This window comes from Sphaerochaeta sp. PS, assembly GCF_032144095.1.
Lineage (GTDB): Bacteria > Spirochaetota > Spirochaetia > Sphaerochaetales > Sphaerochaetaceae > Sphaerochaeta.
In genome coordinates this window covers 373812-389949 of record NZ_JAVSNJ010000002.1, presented here as the reverse complement: position 1 = coordinate 389949, position 16138 = coordinate 373812, and the positions used below count along the sequence as shown (strand labels likewise).

General features: G+C 53.0%; 14 protein-coding genes. 9 read left to right on the top strand and 5 right to left on the bottom strand.

What is annotated here, in order from left to right; genetic code table 11:
* The first annotated feature begins 24 nt into the window (after positions 1-24).
* The 3 genes from ROJ03_RS04295 to ROJ03_RS04285 are packed head-to-tail and all read left to right on the top strand — an operon-like array spanning position 25 to position 3408.
* Positions 25-1719, top strand: coding sequence for an iron ABC transporter permease (locus ROJ03_RS04295; RefSeq protein WP_313725758.1), 1695 nt, complete (start codon positions 25-27; stop codon positions 1717-1719).
* A 10-nt stretch (positions 1720-1729) separates the two neighbouring features.
* The gene (locus ROJ03_RS04290; protein ID WP_313725757.1) at positions 1730-2812 is read left to right on the top strand and encodes an ABC transporter ATP-binding protein; all 1083 of its coding nucleotides are present in this window, start codon (positions 1730-1732) and stop codon (positions 2810-2812) included.
* Positions 2813-2859: 47 nt separating this feature from the next.
* Positions 2860-3408, top strand: a complete 549-nt coding sequence (locus ROJ03_RS04285) for a GNAT family N-acetyltransferase (protein ID WP_313725756.1) — start codon at positions 2860-2862, stop codon at positions 3406-3408.
* Between the two features lie 102 nt (positions 3409-3510).
* On the opposite strand, the gene ROJ03_RS04280 is transcribed toward ROJ03_RS04285, so the two are convergent.
* On the bottom strand, positions 3511-3879 hold the full coding sequence (locus tag ROJ03_RS04280; RefSeq protein ID WP_313725755.1) for a hypothetical protein: 369 nt from the start codon (positions 3877-3879) through the stop codon (positions 3511-3513).
* 191 nt (positions 3880-4070) lie between these two features.
* Between ROJ03_RS04280 and ROJ03_RS04275 the strand changes: the two genes are divergently transcribed.
* The 3 genes from ROJ03_RS04275 (at position 4071) to ROJ03_RS04265 (ending at position 5729) form a co-directional block, all read left to right on the top strand.
* On the top strand, positions 4071-4853 hold the full coding sequence (locus ROJ03_RS04275) for an alpha/beta hydrolase family protein (protein ID WP_313725754.1): 783 nt from the start codon (positions 4071-4073) through the stop codon (positions 4851-4853).
* A 246-nt stretch (positions 4854-5099) separates the two neighbouring features.
* Positions 5100-5489 (top strand): PH domain-containing protein, encoded by a 390-nt coding sequence (locus ROJ03_RS04270; protein WP_313725753.1) that lies wholly within the window; start codon positions 5100-5102, stop codon positions 5487-5489.
* 42 nt (positions 5490-5531) lie between these two features.
* Positions 5532-5729: a hypothetical protein gene (locus ROJ03_RS04265; RefSeq protein WP_313725752.1), complete on the top strand. Its 198-nt coding sequence runs from the start codon at positions 5532-5534 to the stop codon at positions 5727-5729.
* Positions 5730-5806: 77 nt separating this feature from the next.
* On the opposite strand, the gene ROJ03_RS04260 is transcribed toward ROJ03_RS04265, so the two are convergent.
* A complete protein-coding gene (locus ROJ03_RS04260) occupies positions 5807-6739 on the bottom strand; it encodes a cation diffusion facilitator family transporter (RefSeq protein ID WP_313725751.1) in 933 nt (310 codons plus the stop codon).
* 359 nt (positions 6740-7098) lie between these two features.
* On the opposite strand from ROJ03_RS04260, the gene ROJ03_RS04255 reads away from it, so the two are divergent.
* From ROJ03_RS04255 to ROJ03_RS04245, 3 genes are read left to right on the top strand one after another with little or no spacing between them, the layout of a single operon-like run.
* Positions 7099-8190 (top strand): efflux RND transporter periplasmic adaptor subunit, encoded by a 1092-nt coding sequence (locus ROJ03_RS04255; protein WP_313725750.1) that lies wholly within the window; start codon positions 7099-7101, stop codon positions 8188-8190.
* Positions 8191-8199: 9 nt separating this feature from the next.
* Positions 8200-11286 (top strand): efflux RND transporter permease subunit, encoded by a 3087-nt coding sequence (locus tag ROJ03_RS04250; RefSeq protein WP_313725749.1) that lies wholly within the window; start codon positions 8200-8202, stop codon positions 11284-11286.
* Complete coding sequence (locus ROJ03_RS04245; RefSeq protein WP_313725748.1) at positions 11283-12872, top strand: TolC family protein; 1590 nt, start codon at positions 11283-11285, stop codon at positions 12870-12872. Before ROJ03_RS04250 ends, ROJ03_RS04245 begins: the two co-directional genes overlap by 4 nt.
* A 15-nt stretch (positions 12873-12887) precedes the next feature.
* On the opposite strand, the gene ROJ03_RS04240 is transcribed toward ROJ03_RS04245, so the two are convergent.
* From ROJ03_RS04240 to ROJ03_RS04230, 3 genes are all read right to left on the bottom strand, one after another.
* Positions 12888-13703, bottom strand: coding sequence for an SDR family NAD(P)-dependent oxidoreductase (locus ROJ03_RS04240; RefSeq protein ID WP_313725747.1), 816 nt, complete (start codon positions 13701-13703; stop codon positions 12888-12890).
* Positions 13704-13834: 131 nt separating this feature from the next.
* Positions 13835-14680, bottom strand: a complete 846-nt coding sequence (locus tag ROJ03_RS04235; RefSeq protein ID WP_313725746.1) for a hypothetical protein — start codon at positions 14678-14680, stop codon at positions 13835-13837.
* 77 nt (positions 14681-14757) lie between these two features.
* Complete coding sequence (locus tag ROJ03_RS04230) at positions 14758-15981, bottom strand: MFS transporter (RefSeq protein ID WP_313725745.1); 1224 nt, start codon at positions 15979-15981, stop codon at positions 14758-14760.
* Between the last annotated feature and the right edge of the window lie 157 nt (positions 15982-16138).

Genomic DNA, 16138 nt, shown 5'->3' with positions numbered 1-16138 from the left:
CTTCCCTTGTCTGTTGAGGTACCAATGAACAAATCCTTTGTGCAACGCAAGTGGCATGGCCTGATAAAGCTGAGCAAGGACCCCTTGCTGCTCAGTGTCATTGTTGTGCTTACCCTTGCCCTCATCCTTTTTATCATCTATCCCTTGCTAAAGGTCTGTATCGTCAGCTTTCAGGTAGATGGACGGTTTTCCGTGAAGAACTTCACCTCGGTGATGACCTACAGCAACGGCTACTATATGAAGGCGCTGTGGAACTCCCTCTGGATGGGTGCGGCCACCGCTGTCATCGGAACCTTCATCGCCTACATCTTTGCCTTCTCGCTGACACGCGCAAACATACGCGGGCAGAAGTTCTTCAACCTCATTGCTACCATACCCATCATCAGCCCCCCGTTTATCGGAGCGCTTGCTGTAGTCATGTTGTTTGGGCGAAACGGCTTTGTCAGCTCCACCATCCTGGGGATGGACAATGCCAATGCATATGGGCCAAAAGGGTTGCTCTTTGCCCAGATCCTTACCTTCTTTCCTGTGGCCTACATCACCCTGCGCGGGGTGCTGGAGTCCATCAGTCCCACGTTGGAAGATGCTGCGATGGACCTTGGGGGTAGCCGCTTCACCATCTTCAGGAAGGTTACCCTGCCTCTCTCCATCCCAGGCATAGCCAGTTCTGTCCTGGTGTTGTTTGTGGAGTCCCTTGCTGATTTCGGAAACCCCCTGGTGCTTGCAGGGGCCCAGTTCCCCATCCTTTCGGTGCAGGCCTACCTTGAAATTACCGGCATGGGGAACTTTGCCAGGGGTTCGGCCTTGGCCTTCATCCTGCTGGTCCCCTCGGTCTCTGCCTATATGCTGCAAAAGTACTGGGTTAGCAAGAAGCAGTATGTCACCGTTACAGGAAAACCTACCCAGTCATCCAACACCATGGTAAGCAACCGTGCCCGTTGGGCCCTGTTTGCCCTCTGTTGCCTCATCGCATCGCTCATCATCCTCGTCTATGCAAGCATCGTGTGGGGTGCCTTCGCCAAATCTTGGGGAAACAGCGCTCTCCTTACCCTGGACAACTTCAGGTATGTCTTCAGGGTGGGCTTCGAGTCGGTGCTCGACACGATGGTCATAGCTGGCCTCTCCACCCCGATCGCCGGGGTCCTTGGCATGGTCATCGCCTTCCTGGTAGTGAGAAAGAAGTTTTTTGGAAGACGGTTCATGGAGTTCTCAAGCATGTTGAGCTTCGCTGTCCCCGGAACTGTTGTGGGTATCGGCTATATCCTTGCCTTCAACCATTCGCCTTTCTACCTTACCGGCACCCTTGCCATCCTGATGTTCAACTTCATCTTCCGCTATCTTCCCGTAGGGGTGCAGGGCGGGGTGGCTGTCCTCAGCCAGATCGACCCCTCCATTGAGGAGGCCGCCATCGACCTGGGAGCAGGCAGCACCACAACCTTCAGGAAGGTAACCCTGCCGCTTATGATCCCCGCCTTCTTCAGTGCCCTCATCTACTCCTTTGTCCGAAGCATGACAGCCATCAGCGCGGCCATCTTTTTGGTATCGGCACGATGGAAGCTCATGACGGTGCAGATCATGAGCCAGGTGGAGAGTGGAAGGATTGGCTCTGCAGCAGCCTTCAGCCTCATATTGGTCGCCATCATCTTGGTAGCTATGGCTGCCATCAAACTGTTCTTGCGCCTCAAATACCATACGAACAGTTCCATACTTACCCGCTAGGAGCAGAGACATGAGTGTAACACTGGTAAACGTAACAAAGATATTCACCGACCAGGACGATAAGAGCAAGGAGTTCACTGCGGTCAACAATGTGAACATAGAGATTCGGGAAGGGGAGATGGTCACCTTCCTGGGACCTTCAGGGTGTGGAAAGACCACCACGCTGCGCATCATCAGCGGCTTCGAGCAGCAGACCAAGGGGGATGTCTACATTGATGGGCAGCTGGTCAACGACCTTCCGGCCAACAAACGCAACTCCTCGATGGTCTTTCAGTCCTATGCGATCTTCCCCCACCTGACCGTTGCCCAGAACATCGGTTTCGGCCTTGAGCTGAAGGGGTTCAAGAAATCTGAGATCAAGGTCGAGGTCGACAAGATCATGCAGACCATGGGCCTCTCTGCCCTAGGCAACCGCCAGCCCAGCCAGCTTTCGGGAGGCCAGCAGCAACGGGTTGCCCTTGCACGGGCAATCGTCAACAAGCCGAGGGTGCTGCTCTTCGATGAGCCGCTTTCCAACCTCGATGCCAAGCTGAGGGACCAGATGCGCACCGAAATCAGGCGTATCCAGCAGAAATTCGGCATCACCAGCATCTATGTGACCCATGACCAGAATGAGGCGATGACTGTAAGTGACAGGATCATGGTGATGGATAAAGGGGTCATCCAGCAGCTGGGTACACCCTTTGAGATCTACAGCAGGCCTGTCAACCACTTTGTTGCAGACTTCATAGGCCGGGCAAACTTCTTCACCGGGACGGTAACCAGCCTCAACGAACAGGTAACCATCGCGATCAACAAACGGGAGTTTACCTTTCCCACCTTCAACAAGGACATCAAGATGGGCAAGCGTGCCACCATCGTCATCAGGCCTGAGGGGCTGCACATAACCCGCCAGAGCCCAGAGGCCTTTTTCAATGGGACGGTCAAGGAAGCGGTCTACCTCGGGGCGACCATGGAGTATGAGATAGAGGTGAAGGGCAGGAGTGAGCCTGTTGTCGCCATATCCTACAACCCGGTCCTTGAAGGCTTCTATAAGGTTGGCGATGAGGTAGGCCTTACCTTTGAACCCATAAGCGCCCATGTGATCAGCTGACCCGCATAGGCTTGAGTTGCCTCTGGGACCTACGGTATGCTTGGCCCATGCACAAGAGAGAACAAACATACCTACTCGGAGAGTGTAACGAACTGGTCATACGTTCGCTTGAAAAAGCGGATGCTTCCCAAGTGGTTCCCTATATGGGCGCCATGTATGCCAATTCACCGTTCCTGGCACGCTATGGTGATGAATGGCAGATGGCCATTGAGGATGAGGCGGCCTTTCTTGAAGGCGCAGAAAAGTCTGAGAACAACCTGTTGTTGGGTGGGTTCCTCGGCCAGGAACTGGTCGCCCTCTGTGATTTCTCCCCTGTTGGTTCTTCCTACAAGGTCGCCCATCGATGCCAGATGGGGATTTCTGTTTCCCATGGGCAACAGGGAAAGGGTATAGGTTCCCTGATGCTGGCCAGCCTGCTCGATAGTGCAAAGCAAACAGGATTCAGCCAGATGGAACTGGAGGTGGTGGCCAGCAATACCCGAGCGACCAAGCTCTATGAGAAATTTGGATTTCGGCAGGTTGGCGCCATCCCCTGTGGGTTTCGTTATCGGGAAGGGTATTGTGAGGAGTTGCTTCTCCTGGTGAAACAGCTGTGAAATGGATTTCTTCCCAGGGTTGAACGGAGCCTCGATGCTAGTTCCAATACAGGAGGCAGCCTACTGGCTGCCCCTATTCCTATACAATCTACCTCAGGTTTCCTAAGGCTTGGTTTTCTTGATCACCAGGACGTAGCTTCCATTCTGGGGGACGTTTACTGAGAGTTCCTCGACAAAGGTATCTTGCGGTATCGCCTCTCCCTCTCCCTTGGATAGCTCGTAGTCGGAGAGGAGAATCCGCAGGTCCCCGTCAAGCTCTTCCATGTTGAGCACTATGGTTCTCTGGTTGGGTTTGATGTAGATCTTTACGTTGTCAAGGTCGGCATTTTCCACCAAGGGACCTGACCATGTAGGCATATCCTTTGGATTGACTGGGGGTACTTTGCTGTATACCCCACAACCAGAAAGAAAAAGCAGGCCCAGCAGCATGAGGCTGAGGGTAGACCACAGTTTGAAAGATTGTTTTGCCATATTCTTGTGTATGCCCATACCTGCTTCCCACCTTGACAGTATAACCCACCAACTGCCGATTAATTACAATGAGTATAGGGTACTTGACAACAAAGCTACAAGAGTTCCACCTCCGAGCATCCCTCACTTCCTCTTGCATCTGGCCAGCTACCTTTGTAGGATGGAAGGATCATCCCTGGCTGGAGGATCGCATGGCCTTGATACACCTCTCCCTGTTTTCTGATACCCTGATGATGGACAGCTCAGTGGCCATCATATTTCCTCAGGCAAGCCAACGTACTCCTGAGGACCGTAAACCCCTTTTCAAGGGCCCGTACAAGGTACTCTACCTACTGCACGGCCTCAAGCAGAATGAGACGAGCTGGTACAGGATGTCCTCGATCGAGAGGTATGTGAGCAATCTCCCCCTGGTTGTGGTGATGCCATCGGTACACCGCTCCTTCTATACCGACCAAAAGCGGGGATACCCCTATTATAGCTATGTAGCCGATGAGCTTCCCTCTGTGATGAAGGCGATGTTCAACATCTCCGACAGGCGGGAGGACACCTTTGTGGCAGGGCTCTCCATGGGGGGATATGGCGCATTCAAGCTCGCCCTATCAAGGCCCGAGCAGTATGGCTATGCAGCAAGCCTTTCGGGGGCACTGGACCTTGTAGGGTTGAGGGACCAACAGGAGGACTCCCCGTTTGCCGGCGAGATGGAGAACACCTTTGGGGACCTTTCACAGGTTGCAGGAGGTGAGCATGATCTGTTCGCCTTGGCAGGCAACCTCACCTGCCAAAAGCCAGAGCTGTTCATGAGCTGTGGGACCGAGGATTTTCTCTATGCAGGGAACGTACGTTTCTGCTCTTCATTCTCAGAAAAGCTATCCATCACCTACCATGAGGAGCCGGGAAGCCATACCTGGGACTACTGGGACAGGAACATCCAGAGGGTGCTGGACTGGCTGCCCATTCTTGGAGAACAGCACTGAAGTTCAATGCACAGTTTTGCACATCTCATCCTTTGCAAGGAAGAAATACCCCTTGTTCCTAAACCTCTTTCTCGGGTAGATGGCCGTTATGGCGCATCAGGGACCTTGTAATCCAGGCTTTGACCTTCACTGCTACAACTGAAATACACAAAAGTGTTCGTTGACATAGGACATATCTATGCTATTGTGAAGGCATGGCTATTGGCTGTACAAAATTTACCTGTAGCAAAGTTTGAAGGAGTGAATATGGGATTTTTACAATCGCTCGTGGGAAATGCAAGTTCCGTTTCTGTAGAAGATGTGACAAGAGAGTGGGGTAGTATACTCGCAAAAGACGAAAAGATCGAGGTTGCTTATAAACTTGTGAGGGATTATATCATCTTTACAAAAAACCGGCTTATCCTTATAGATGTACAGGGCATCACAGGGAAAAAAATTGAAATCAAATCCGTTCCCTTCAGAAGCATCGTGGCATTTTCTGTGGAGACCGCTGGTGTCCTCGACCTTAATGCAGAGTTGAGCATATGGGTTGCCTCAACACCTTTTGCAATCAAGAAGACCTTCAACAAGGATGTCAACATCTATGAAGTGCAGGCAGTCCTTGCCGATGCTATTGCTTTCGATAAGAATAATTGAACATTCAGGGCAGGGTAAGCCTACATGAAAAGGATGAACCGAATGAGTATCTTCAATTCTGAACAATCCAAGCTAACTGCCTGTAAAAAGGAACTACAAGGTAAAACCACCCCAGAGCTAGAAGCGATCGCTAACCGTACAACCAAAACAGCATTTCTCTTGTCGAATGGAAAGGAAAAACACTATCAGATTGCTGCATATCAATTGTTACGGGAGAGAGCTAACCAGAATAAAGGGTAAGAGATGGTTAGCAACTTCTTGCCTATCTTTGTTTTACCGGCATTTCAAAAGATGTATCCAGTATTTTTTCATTGTTCCTACACGTTTGCTACTGCCAAAGGCATAGCTAACGGCACCCAGCTTGGGTCGAGGGTAAAGACAACGTCTGCCTCACACCAGGATGAGTAGGTGCGCAAATCGAGCAAAATCCGCTTCCTGATGGCATCGAGTTCCCTCAGCCCTCTCTCCTCATGCAGGTAGAAATAGAGGGTTACCGACAAGCTTCGCCCCTGCTTGATGGCAAAGACAGAAGATTTCTTGAACCCTTCCATCTTTACATGTCGCTTTGCAAGCTGTTCGAGGTCTTTCTGCACTGTTGTGGAAGGCGCTGCACCCAAAAGTTCCCGGCTACTCTGCAGCAGCTGCCGAAAGAGCATGGGCGAAAGTCCCACGATGAAGAAGATGGTGACAATGGGGTCAATATAGAGGGCAAGCTGGGCATGGCCAGCCTTGTTGGCAAAGTGTATGAGCACCATGGCCAGCACTGAGGCCAGGCTGATGGCTGCATCGATAAGCCAGGAACGTGCCTCAACACGAAGAACGGGGGAGAGCAGCCTTTTAGCCTGGATTGCAAGTACGGCATAGACGATAACGCAGACGACCAGCGAAAGAAGTGAGATCCTGAATGCTATCCCCACATCGATGGTATAGCCACCGGTAAAGAGAGCGTGTACGGCTCCTACGGCAATGGCAAAGGTCATAAGCAACATCACTGTCGATCGTATGGCGATGAAGAAGGGTTCGAAGGCACTGTATCCAAACTGGAATTTCCTGTTTTCCTTGCGGAACAGGAGGTTCACTATCCGTCCTGATCCGAGAATGAAAAGGCTCTGGATCAAGGAGTAAAGTCCATCGAACAGCATCGAATTGGAGTTTGCTTTGCGTGATGCAACGACGCTGAGTATGCCAAAGGCTAGGCACACTGCGGTAGTTACCCGTAAGAGAAGAAGTTCGGTCTGTTTGTTGCTCATATCCTGCTTGTATGGATGCATGGCGTTAATCCGCCCTGATGAGTGCCGTTTCTGTCCTACGTATAGGGCATGTACACAAGAGGTGTACCTATTTCAACACTATGCAGCATTTCGTATGGCCCTAGCATACCATAGATGCAAATATAAGTGCAAGTACATATAAATGGTCTGAAAGACTTCCTTTGAAGCCTGATACCCTATTTTTTGCTGGAAAATTCCTCATAAAATAGAGGGAGGGTGGTCCCCTGAATCTTGTAAGACATCTGTAAATACCGTATCGTTATTGATAATGACTATCCAATTTTCCACCTCTCTCTTTCCTATAGCCATACACGCTTCTCCCCATAATGAGGTATCGCATGAAACAAACTGGTAAGACTCTGGGTCTTCTCGTAGTTCTTCTCTCTTCGATGGTACTCTTCTCCTGTACAAAGAAAACAGCAGAGCCCCTAGTCCTTGATGGAGTAGCGGCTGCTACCGACTACACCCAGGTAGTCTCCTCGGCTGTGGAGGTGAAGATTGCACCCTTGAGGGACCGGGTCATAGGCAGTGGTACCATCCAGGGGCGCGAAGAGGTGAGTGTAAAGGCCCGAAGTGCCGGTGTCATCAAATCCATCAATTTCAATCTTGGGGCAAAGCTGGAGAAAGACCAGGTGATTTTGGTCCTTGACGATACCATCCCACTTCTCAACGTAAGCCAGCTTGAAAACCAATATACCAACAGCCTCAAGGAACTGAAGGCCAACGAACAGCTCTATGAGCGGGGAGCCATCGCTCTTGTCCAGCTTACCCAGACCCAGTCCAGTGTCGATGGCCTTGCAGCCCAACTGCAGCAGGCCAGGAACAACCTGAAGAACATGATGATCTCCACTCCGATAGCTGGCCGTGTCGCTGAGAAGACCAGCCTGGTGGTTGGTGACCTTATCCAGGCAGGCCAGCAGGTAGTAAGGGTCGTTGACCTCGACCAGCTTCGCCTTACCCTGCCAGTAGGGCAGAACCAGCTCTTCCTCATCAAGGAGGGGGCAAGGGCCATCATTACCCTCCGCACCCCGACAGAAATCATTGAGGCCGAAGGCATTGTCAGTGCCATCAGTGCCGGCAGTGACCTCCGTACAGGGAGCTGGTCAGTCCTTGTGGATTTTACCAATCCCAGGCCCAATCTCATCAAGGCAGGGCTTTCTGCCCAGGTAACCATATTCAACGATGATGCGCCAACCTACACCCTCGTTCCCAATTCTGCCCTGGTCTTTCGTGAAGGGACCACCTCGGTCTACATGGTAGAGGGTACCACTGCCAGGAAAGTCCTGGTCAAGGTTGTTGACCAGTATGGCGACCAGAGTGCTGTAGAAAGCCTTGAGGATGACGTCCTTCTTACTGGAAAGAGCGTCCTGGTAAGTGCTCTTTCGCGAATTCTTGACGGCAGCTCAGTCGTAACGCAAGAAACCTTATAAGGGGACACCATGGACGAACGCTCCCGATTCAGCATAGGAAGGTTCTCGGTAACGAGGCCTGTCCTGGTAAATATCTTGATGCTCACACTGCTCATCCTCGGGCTGCTGAGTCTTGTACGCCTGCCCCAGGAGCAGTTTGCAGAGGTGCCGTTCTTCTGGGTAAATGTCATCGTCCCCTACCCAGGGGTCGGAGCAGAGGACATGGAGTCCTCAGTGACGATACCGGTGGAGAATGCGTTCCAGGGCATGGACAAGCTCAAGAAGATCAGCAGCACCACCAGCGAGGGGCTCTCTGTCGTCAGGGTTGAGTTTGATGATGGAATTTCCAAGCAGGAGTTCAAGTCCCTCTTCCAGGATGCGCAGACACGCTTTAGCCAGGTCTCCCTTCCTGATGGGGTTCTTCAGCCGATCGTCGATGACTTTTCCTCCGCCGACTTCTTGCCGGTCATTGAGGTGGTCATAAGCGGAAACCTACCCTACGAGCAGCTGAGGCAGCAGGCCGTTTCCCTGCGGAACAAGATACTGAAGGTGCAGGATGTCTCAGATGTAGAGCTGATGGGGCTTCCTGACCGGCAGATCATGGTGAACCTTGACAACAGCCGTCTCATTGCCCTTGGCCTTACGGTAAATGAGGTGGTCAGGGCGATAGGGGACCAGAACAGCGTCATCCCTAGCGGTACCCTGAGTACCGATTCCCGGGAGTATTTGCTCAGGACCTTGGGCTCCATCAAGGAGATCTCAGACTTTGGGTCGGTCATCGTACGCCGTTCGGCAACCACCGAGGGGGTAGTGAGGGTCAGCGATGTTGCCCAGGTTGTCGACGGGTTCGACCCTGACTCAAGCCTTGCACGGTTCAATGGGAGCCCTTCGGTCAACCTGAGGGTCACCAAGGTTGTCAAGGGCAGCTCGGTGGCTGTGGTAGAGGGTGTCACCAAGATTGTTGACGAGGCGCGCCTGAACAGTACAACCGGAGCCAAGCTCACCCTGTTCAATGACTCAACAATCCAGATCGCTTCAAGCCTCTCTGTGCTCTCCACCAACTTTCTGATGGGTCTGGTCCTCCTGGTTCTGATTCTCTGGTTGTTTATCGGGCTGCGCAATGCACTCATAACAGCCTTGGGCATTCCTGTGACCTTTGCCGTGACCTTCCTGATCCTGGACCTGTTGGGGGAGACCATCAACACCAATACCTTGTTCGGCCTGGTATTGGTGCTGGGGCTCATCGTTGACCATGCCATCGTCATCATCGAGAACTCCTACAGGCTACAGGCCAATGGGATGCTCCGCCACGATGCTGCCATCGAGGGATCCAACCAGGTAATCTGGCCGGTAGTTGCAGCTACTGCAACCACCGTTGCTGCCTTCCTGCCCTTGATGCTCCTTCCCGGTACCATCGGCAAGTTCCTCAGGGTAATTCCCCTTACGGTAACCATAGCTTTGATGGTAAGCACCGGGGAGGCACTCTTCTTCCTGCCCAGCCACTACGCAGAGTGGGGGCCAAGGGAAGGGGCTAAGAAGAAGGCCAAGGAACCAGGGGCCTGGTTTGGCCCTCTCCAAGGTGGATATGCTCGCCTGCTGAAAAAACTCTACCGGTTCAAGGGCCTTATCCTCATCCTTGCCCTGGTACTGACCGTTGCGGTATTCTCCTTGGTCGGCATGCTCAGGCAGGACCTTTTCTCCGCCGAGGACTTCAGCTATTTCGACATAGAGATCTACACCCCCAGGGGTACATCCCTTGAGCAGACCGACAAAATAGTCTCCCAGTATGAGGCCGTGTTGTTGGCCAAGATTGGCAATGGGGAGATCCTTTCCATCAGCACGAAGATCGGGACCTTGGGTAGTGGAGAGGCAAACTCCACCAAGGCCCAGATAACCGTTGACCTCGCTGAGATGGATGAAGGGAGGAAACGAAGCATCGATGAGGTAATCAAGGAGGTGCAGGACGAGACCTACTATGTCAGCGGCTCTGAGCAGATCTTCTTCCGCAAGGCCCAGAACGGGCCTCCTACCTCTGCTCCCCTGAGTTTCAGGTTCTCGGGCGACGAGTACAAGCAGATCATCGACTCCTCCAATGCCATCATCAACCTGCTCTCCTCCATCGATGGTGTTTCCAACGTAGAGAGCGATTTTGTCCCAGGAAGCCCAGAACTTCGGGTGAGGCTCAACCAGGAACGCGCAAGTGCATTGGGTGTGAAGGTTGCAACCGTGGGCTCCTACCTCCGGGCCCGGTTTGACAGTATCCCCGCCGGTACGTTCTTTGAAAAGAATGAACAGATCGATATCGTGGTGAGGTTCGACCTCGCCGATTCCAAACGGTACGAGGACCTTGAGCAGCTGCTCATCCCCACCGATGATGGTAGGCTGATACCCCTTTCCAGCATTGCAACCATCGAGATGGACAACTCGTTGGGAACCATCAGGCGGGTGGAAGGCAAGCGGGAGATTACGGTAACGGCAAATGCCACGGAAAATCTTGACCTCAAACAGATCAATGCCCAGGTTTCCCAACTCTGGCAGCAGAGCCTGAGTTCCCGCTACCCTGATGTCGCTTTTTCCGTGGGTGGGGAGTTCAGTGACTTCGGAAACCTCATCTTCGACATCCTCAGGGTGTTTATCCTCGGCATTTTCCTTATGTACCTCATTTTGGGAACCCAGTTCAACAGCTATAGCCAGCCTCTCCTGATCCTGGTTTCCGTCCCGTTTGCCTTTGTTGGGGTTGTGCTCTACCTCTTCTTCTCCGGGACACCCCTGTCGACGACGGTCATCTACTCGGGCGTTGCCCTTGCCGGTATCGCCGTCAATGATGCCATCGTCCTGATCAGCTTCATCAACGAGCTTCGTGCAAGTGGAAAGGGTGAGTGGGATGCCATAGCAGAGGCGGCAGGCACACGGCTGCGGCCCATCCTGCTTACCTCGCTCACTACCATTGGTGGCCTGCTTCCTACCGCAATTGGAATCGGGGGTCTGTCGGTGGTATGGTCACCTATGGCAAGCACCATCATCTTTGGCTTGCTCTTCTCGACCCTGACCGCGTTGTTCATCATCCCGATGCTGTACGGAACCATCTACGACAAGAAGAAAAGGAAAACCCCATGAGAAAGTTTGTTCTTCGATATACAGTGATCGTGCTGCTGGCCTCTCTTCCTCTTGCCGCCTCCTCCTATCCAACGCTGACAGGTAGCTATGACCTGAAGGCGAGTGAGATTGTTCCCTTGCAACTGGATGCCTTGCTCTCCTTTCTTGCAGAGTGGCAGGACCCATCGCTGCCAACCCTCACCCATGCTGACCAACGCCTGAAAGAAGCCCTTGAAAAAGAAAACTTGAGCCTTGAGCAGCTTCAGGGCCTCTATAGGATGCAGTCTGAGCAGCTCGCCTTCCAGGTGAGGGACCAGGGCTTCATCGTCGCTCTCTCCTCAAGTCCGCTCTACTCCCTGAGCCGGACTCCCAACTTCACGGCTACCACCCCTCCCTCAACCACCTTCGATACCAAGCACACCCTGGCCGTTGGGGGGAGTGTCACGAAGAAACTGGGAACGGGAGGAACTGCTGTCCTCAATGTAAAGGAGAGTTCAACCTATGTGCTGAACAGCAGTGCAAGCACGAAATGGAGCTGGACACATACCCCTTCTGTAGGCTTGACAGTAAACCAGCCCCTGTGGATAGGTGATGGCTTTCTGGATACCGGGTATGGCTCGAAGAAGCTGGAGAAACAGGGCATTGAGGTACTGAAGGCTAAGCTCTCTGTCGACCAGCTGAAAAGTGGCCTTGTCTCGCAGGGAAATGGCCTCCTTGTCCTGCTGCAGAGCTTGCTTGAGAGTCGTTTTTTGTTGGGGGAACAGCTGTTGCTCGAGCAGGCAACCCTCAAGGATGCCCAGCTCGATCTGGAGAAGGGGAGGATAAGCCGAAATGCCTATGAGGCAAAAACCCTTGTGCTCAACCAGCTGGGCTACTCCCTTTCCGAGATCGACCGGCAGATAGAGGGTGTTCGCTCCTCTTTGGCTCAGCTGTGGGGAGATGAAGCGTATCCTACCCAAATCTCTCTCGACCCAAAGATGCTCTCCTCTGTCCCCGATATCCTTTTCGATTCGCAGCTATTGCTTTCCCACCTATTGGAGAAGGACCCTGCATACGCCCAGGCCTTGGGCAAGCTTCGTTCAGCAGAGTTGGATAGGATGATGAAGAGTCCCTCTGACGCTCCTATGCTCACCCTTTCCCTGCAGTACTCTCCCTACTACGCTCCAGGGGATGGAACCGGCTTCTTCTCCTCAATTGGCGAACTGTTTACGGGCTCTGAACCTACCTTCTCCCTCTCCGTAGGGTTTTCTGCATCGGACCTGTTCAGAAGCACGACAAAGCTCTCCTCAACGCTAGCTGATGAAGGCCTGTTGCAGGCAAAGGCTGAAGTGGAGAAGGCCAGGCAAACTTTGGAAACCCAGGTAGAGCAGACCCAGAGGGATGTCCAGGGCTTGCTGCTCTCCCTCACCGTCGCCCTGAACGACTACCAGCTCAAGGAGAACGCTGTGGAGGTGGAGCGTATCCGCTCCTCTGTTGGCCTTGCCAATGAGAGTACTATCCGGATCAAGGAGCTTGACCGCTTCAAGGCTGCCTTCACCGTCCTACAGACCCTACGGCAGCTCTGCCTGATAGCCCTGGACCTTGAGGGGAGTGGGATCGAACTGTAGATGAGGATTTTTCCTCTATCTAGCCATCCTTCCCAGAACCAGAAAGATTAGGTCAGTAAACCTCTGGCCAAACATGGTGAGAAGCTTCAGCAGGGGACTGTTCTTAACCCGATAGGCACTCTTAGGTCGCTTTGCTTCCAAGGCCTTGATGAGGGCGTTGGTGAAGTGTCTTGGGTCGTGGACGTGCCTAAGTTCCCATTTCAGGATGGGCTCCAATAGCTTGAGGGTAGGGCCATAGAGCTTGGTTGTCTCCTTGAAATGGGCAAACTGCTCTTCTGTCCTTGCATGCATCGCGGTCCGGAATGACCCGCCCTGGATCTTGATGATCCTGTACCCAAGAAAGCCAAGCTCCCTTCGTAGCGTGTCGTTGTACGCCTCCAGGGCCTTCTTGCTGATGGTATAGGGGCCGTTGAAGGGGATGGCGGCAAAGCGCCCCACCTCCGAGCTGCAGTTGATGATCCTCCCCTGGCCGGGGACGAGCAGGTCAAGGAAGGTCTGGTTGACCCTCACACTGCCCATGCAGTTGACGGCAATGAGGTGTTCAACCTCTGTCGGGTCAACCTCGGAAAGGGAGTGCATGGCAAAGATACCTGCCACATTGATGATGGCATCGAGCCTGTCAGTCAGGCCCTGGACCTTCTCCTTTGCACAAAGAAGGGAGTGAGCGTCGGTGATGTCACACTGGATGGGGATAATGGTAGCAGAGGAGCATCCCATAAGGTTCTCAATGGCAATATCAAGGGCAAATATCCTATAGCCCCTTGCTGCAAGCTCAACCAGGGCAGCCTTTCCGAGCCCCCCAGCAGCACCGGTCATCAGAATGTGTTTCATGGGACCAGTCTACCACACTGACAAAAGAAACAAAGCTCTAACTTCTATGATTACAGAAACAAGGTATGGCAGATTTGTTCTCTAAACAAATCGGCCACACCTCTACGCACTATTCACAAGGGAAGGGTTTTCTACATTCCAGTCCAGGAGAGCCCAGCTGATGCCGTGAAGGTTGCGATGTTGTTGGAGGAGTACCGCTCGGCACTCTCGGTCCAGGTCTTTGCAGGTTTGCCGCTCTTGCCGTCTGAGGTTCCCCCAAAGTAGCGCAGCGTCCCAAAGAGTGCAAAGCCTTCAGGTAGGTCGTAGGCCATGCTCAGGGATGCATCGAGGATTGAGCCGCTGAAGTCATAGGTTGCCCCGTTGAAGAAGGAGGAGTTGGCGTACGAACCTGCAATATCGGCACTGAAGGTTAGGCCAAAGGGGAAACGGTACTCGCTGTAGAGGGCGAGGGCGGGTACCAGGCCAACATTCTGGGCAACATAGAGCTGGGTTCCGTCAAGCTTGTTGAACCGGATGGAGACATTACGGATCTGCATTGCAAGGCCGATGCCCAGGTATGCATTGTCATACTTGCTCAGCAGGTCGTAGGTGTAGGTGGCCCGGTAGAAGGGGAAGCTGTAGGTGAGTTCCATGGGGGAACCAGCCAGGAATTTGGTAGGCCCGATCTCCACATCTGACTGGAACACGACGTTCGTTACCAGGTTCAAGGGCTGGTAGGTAAACCAGATTCTATGGACATCTGCAATGGTTGCCCCTACAGAGTATCTGCCGAATGGGGAGAGGGTATCCTGCCCGCCCTGTGTGACAAAGTCAAAGGTAGGGTTCTCACCCTTTGAGTTTCCATTCTGGTAGTTGTGGCTCAGAATGCCGATGGTCCCCTGTTCTGTCTCGACGAAGGGCCTGAAGGAAGGTCCTGCAAAGAGAGGGGAGGTTGCGAGGGTCATGGCAAGGAGGATGGAAAGAAGAGGATGTTTCATGTATGCTCCAAATAGTTGTATTGCTATCAACTATATTTGAAGCTACTTAAATAGTCAACTAGTAAGACCTGTTCCTATTAGCTAATTCTTTCGCACCGTATCGCAAAGGCCGCATAGATGCCAAGAAGGATGTAGATGCTGGTGAGGGCGAATACCATGCCAAAGCCCAGGACCGGTACCAAAAATCCTGCCAGGATGGGGTAGAGGATGTTCATCAGCGACCCGGCCCCAGCAAGGCCTGCATAGAGGGGCCGGTTCTCATCGGTAGAAATTTCCAGCAACACCCCTGGAGCGACGATCTGGTAGAGGGCCGAGGTGCTTCCTGTAAGCAGGAATACCAGGGAGAAGGAGAGTGGTGAGGCTGAGGAAAGGAGGGCTATGAGGGGGGTGGCGAAAGCCAAGGCCACAAATAGGTAGAGCAGTCTCCTGTACCTTTGCCCTTGTGAAAAGAAGGTCAGAAGGGTGTTGGCAAGGAGGGATCCCGCCATCTGGACCAGCAGGAAGGTCCCGGTAAGGCTGCCATCGATGGGGAATCTGGTCCTGGCATAGAGGATGAGGAAGGGGATGGTGGAGAGTATCACCCCACTGGTGTTTATGAGCAGCAGGTAGAGGCGCATGTTCCTGTCCTCCTTGATGACCTTGCCAAAGGCAGCAAACCTCTGACTCAGGGAGAGCTGCTCCCCCATGGGGGCATCCTCCTCCCTGATCATCCAGAATCCAATGGTGGCCAGCATGAGCAAGCCCCCTGCCAGCAAAAAGAGGGTGGCGTAGTTTCGTGGGTAGGAGAGAGAGGAGAGGATGACCTTTACGAGTAGGGCGGAGGCAATGACACCCACGCTTGCAATAAGCTGCTTTACGGTCAAGAGCCTCTTTCTGCGTGTGGCTTCGATGGTCCGTCCCAAGATATCGGTATAGGAGATGTTGGCAAAGGCCCCGCTGAAGGAGAAGAGTGTCATCAGGGCGAGGATGGTCCACACCTTCCAAAGGCCAGTACCGGAGAGTGTCCGTACAAAGATGCCCAGGGCCATGAGGGCGGCGACCCTCAGATAGATTCCGGCAAGCAAGGCTGGCTTCTTTCTTTTGAGGGGGAAGATGATCCCTGCAAAGAGCAGCTGCATGAAACTTGCCCCGCCGATCATGATTGAGGAGAGAATGCCCATATGCAGGGCTGTTGCCCCACTTTCAGCGAGCATGTTGGGGACAACGGTGTTGATGTCGATAAAGTTCATCGTCAGGGCAAGGAAGAAGGCGTGCACCAGGAAGGCTGCATAGTTGCGTCTCTGTATCTGTTGCTTGTCCACAGGAAATCTCCTTCCTGAGAATATACCCCAATTTTGCAGGGTGAGCCAATGTTTGGGCTCTGTGCAGGTCTTTCCCTGTTCTAGACAAAAAAAGTATGGAGTATGGTTACCTCCTGTGCAATCTTTCTGCTGTTTTTTACATCTGTGGTGGGAATCC

What these genes read in the sequence shown, in the direction of transcription:
- ROJ03_RS04235 (WP_313725746.1), bottom strand. Translation starts at nt 14,680, where the DNA reads ATGAAACATCCTCTTCTTTCCATCCTCCTTGCCATGACCCTCGCAACC.
- ROJ03_RS04260 (WP_313725751.1), bottom strand. Translation starts at nt 6,739, where the DNA reads ATGAGCAACAAACAGACCGAACTTCTTCTCTTACGGGTAACTACCGCA.
- ROJ03_RS04290 (WP_313725757.1), top strand. Translation starts at nt 1,730, where the DNA reads ATGAGTGTAACACTGGTAAACGTAACAAAGATATTCACCGACCAGGAC.
- ROJ03_RS04245 (WP_313725748.1), top strand. Translation starts at nt 11,283, where the DNA reads ATGAGAAAGTTTGTTCTTCGATATACAGTGATCGTGCTGCTGGCCTCT.
- ROJ03_RS04295 (WP_313725758.1), top strand. Translation starts at nt 25, where the DNA reads ATGAACAAATCCTTTGTGCAACGCAAGTGGCATGGCCTGATAAAGCTG.
- ROJ03_RS04285 (WP_313725756.1), top strand. Translation starts at nt 2,860, where the DNA reads ATGCACAAGAGAGAACAAACATACCTACTCGGAGAGTGTAACGAACTG.
- ROJ03_RS04280 (WP_313725755.1), bottom strand. Translation starts at nt 3,879, where the DNA reads ATGGCAAAACAATCTTTCAAACTGTGGTCTACCCTCAGCCTCATGCTG.
- ROJ03_RS04250 (WP_313725749.1), top strand. Translation starts at nt 8,200, where the DNA reads ATGGACGAACGCTCCCGATTCAGCATAGGAAGGTTCTCGGTAACGAGG.
- ROJ03_RS04240 (WP_313725747.1), bottom strand. Translation starts at nt 13,703, where the DNA reads ATGAAACACATTCTGATGACCGGTGCTGCTGGGGGGCTCGGAAAGGCT.
- ROJ03_RS04275 (WP_313725754.1), top strand. Translation starts at nt 4,071, where the DNA reads ATGGCCTTGATACACCTCTCCCTGTTTTCTGATACCCTGATGATGGAC.
- ROJ03_RS04265 (WP_313725752.1), top strand. Translation starts at nt 5,532, where the DNA reads ATGAGTATCTTCAATTCTGAACAATCCAAGCTAACTGCCTGTAAAAAG.
- ROJ03_RS04255 (WP_313725750.1), top strand. Translation starts at nt 7,099, where the DNA reads ATGAAACAAACTGGTAAGACTCTGGGTCTTCTCGTAGTTCTTCTCTCT.
- ROJ03_RS04270 (WP_313725753.1), top strand. Translation starts at nt 5,100, where the DNA reads ATGGGATTTTTACAATCGCTCGTGGGAAATGCAAGTTCCGTTTCTGTA.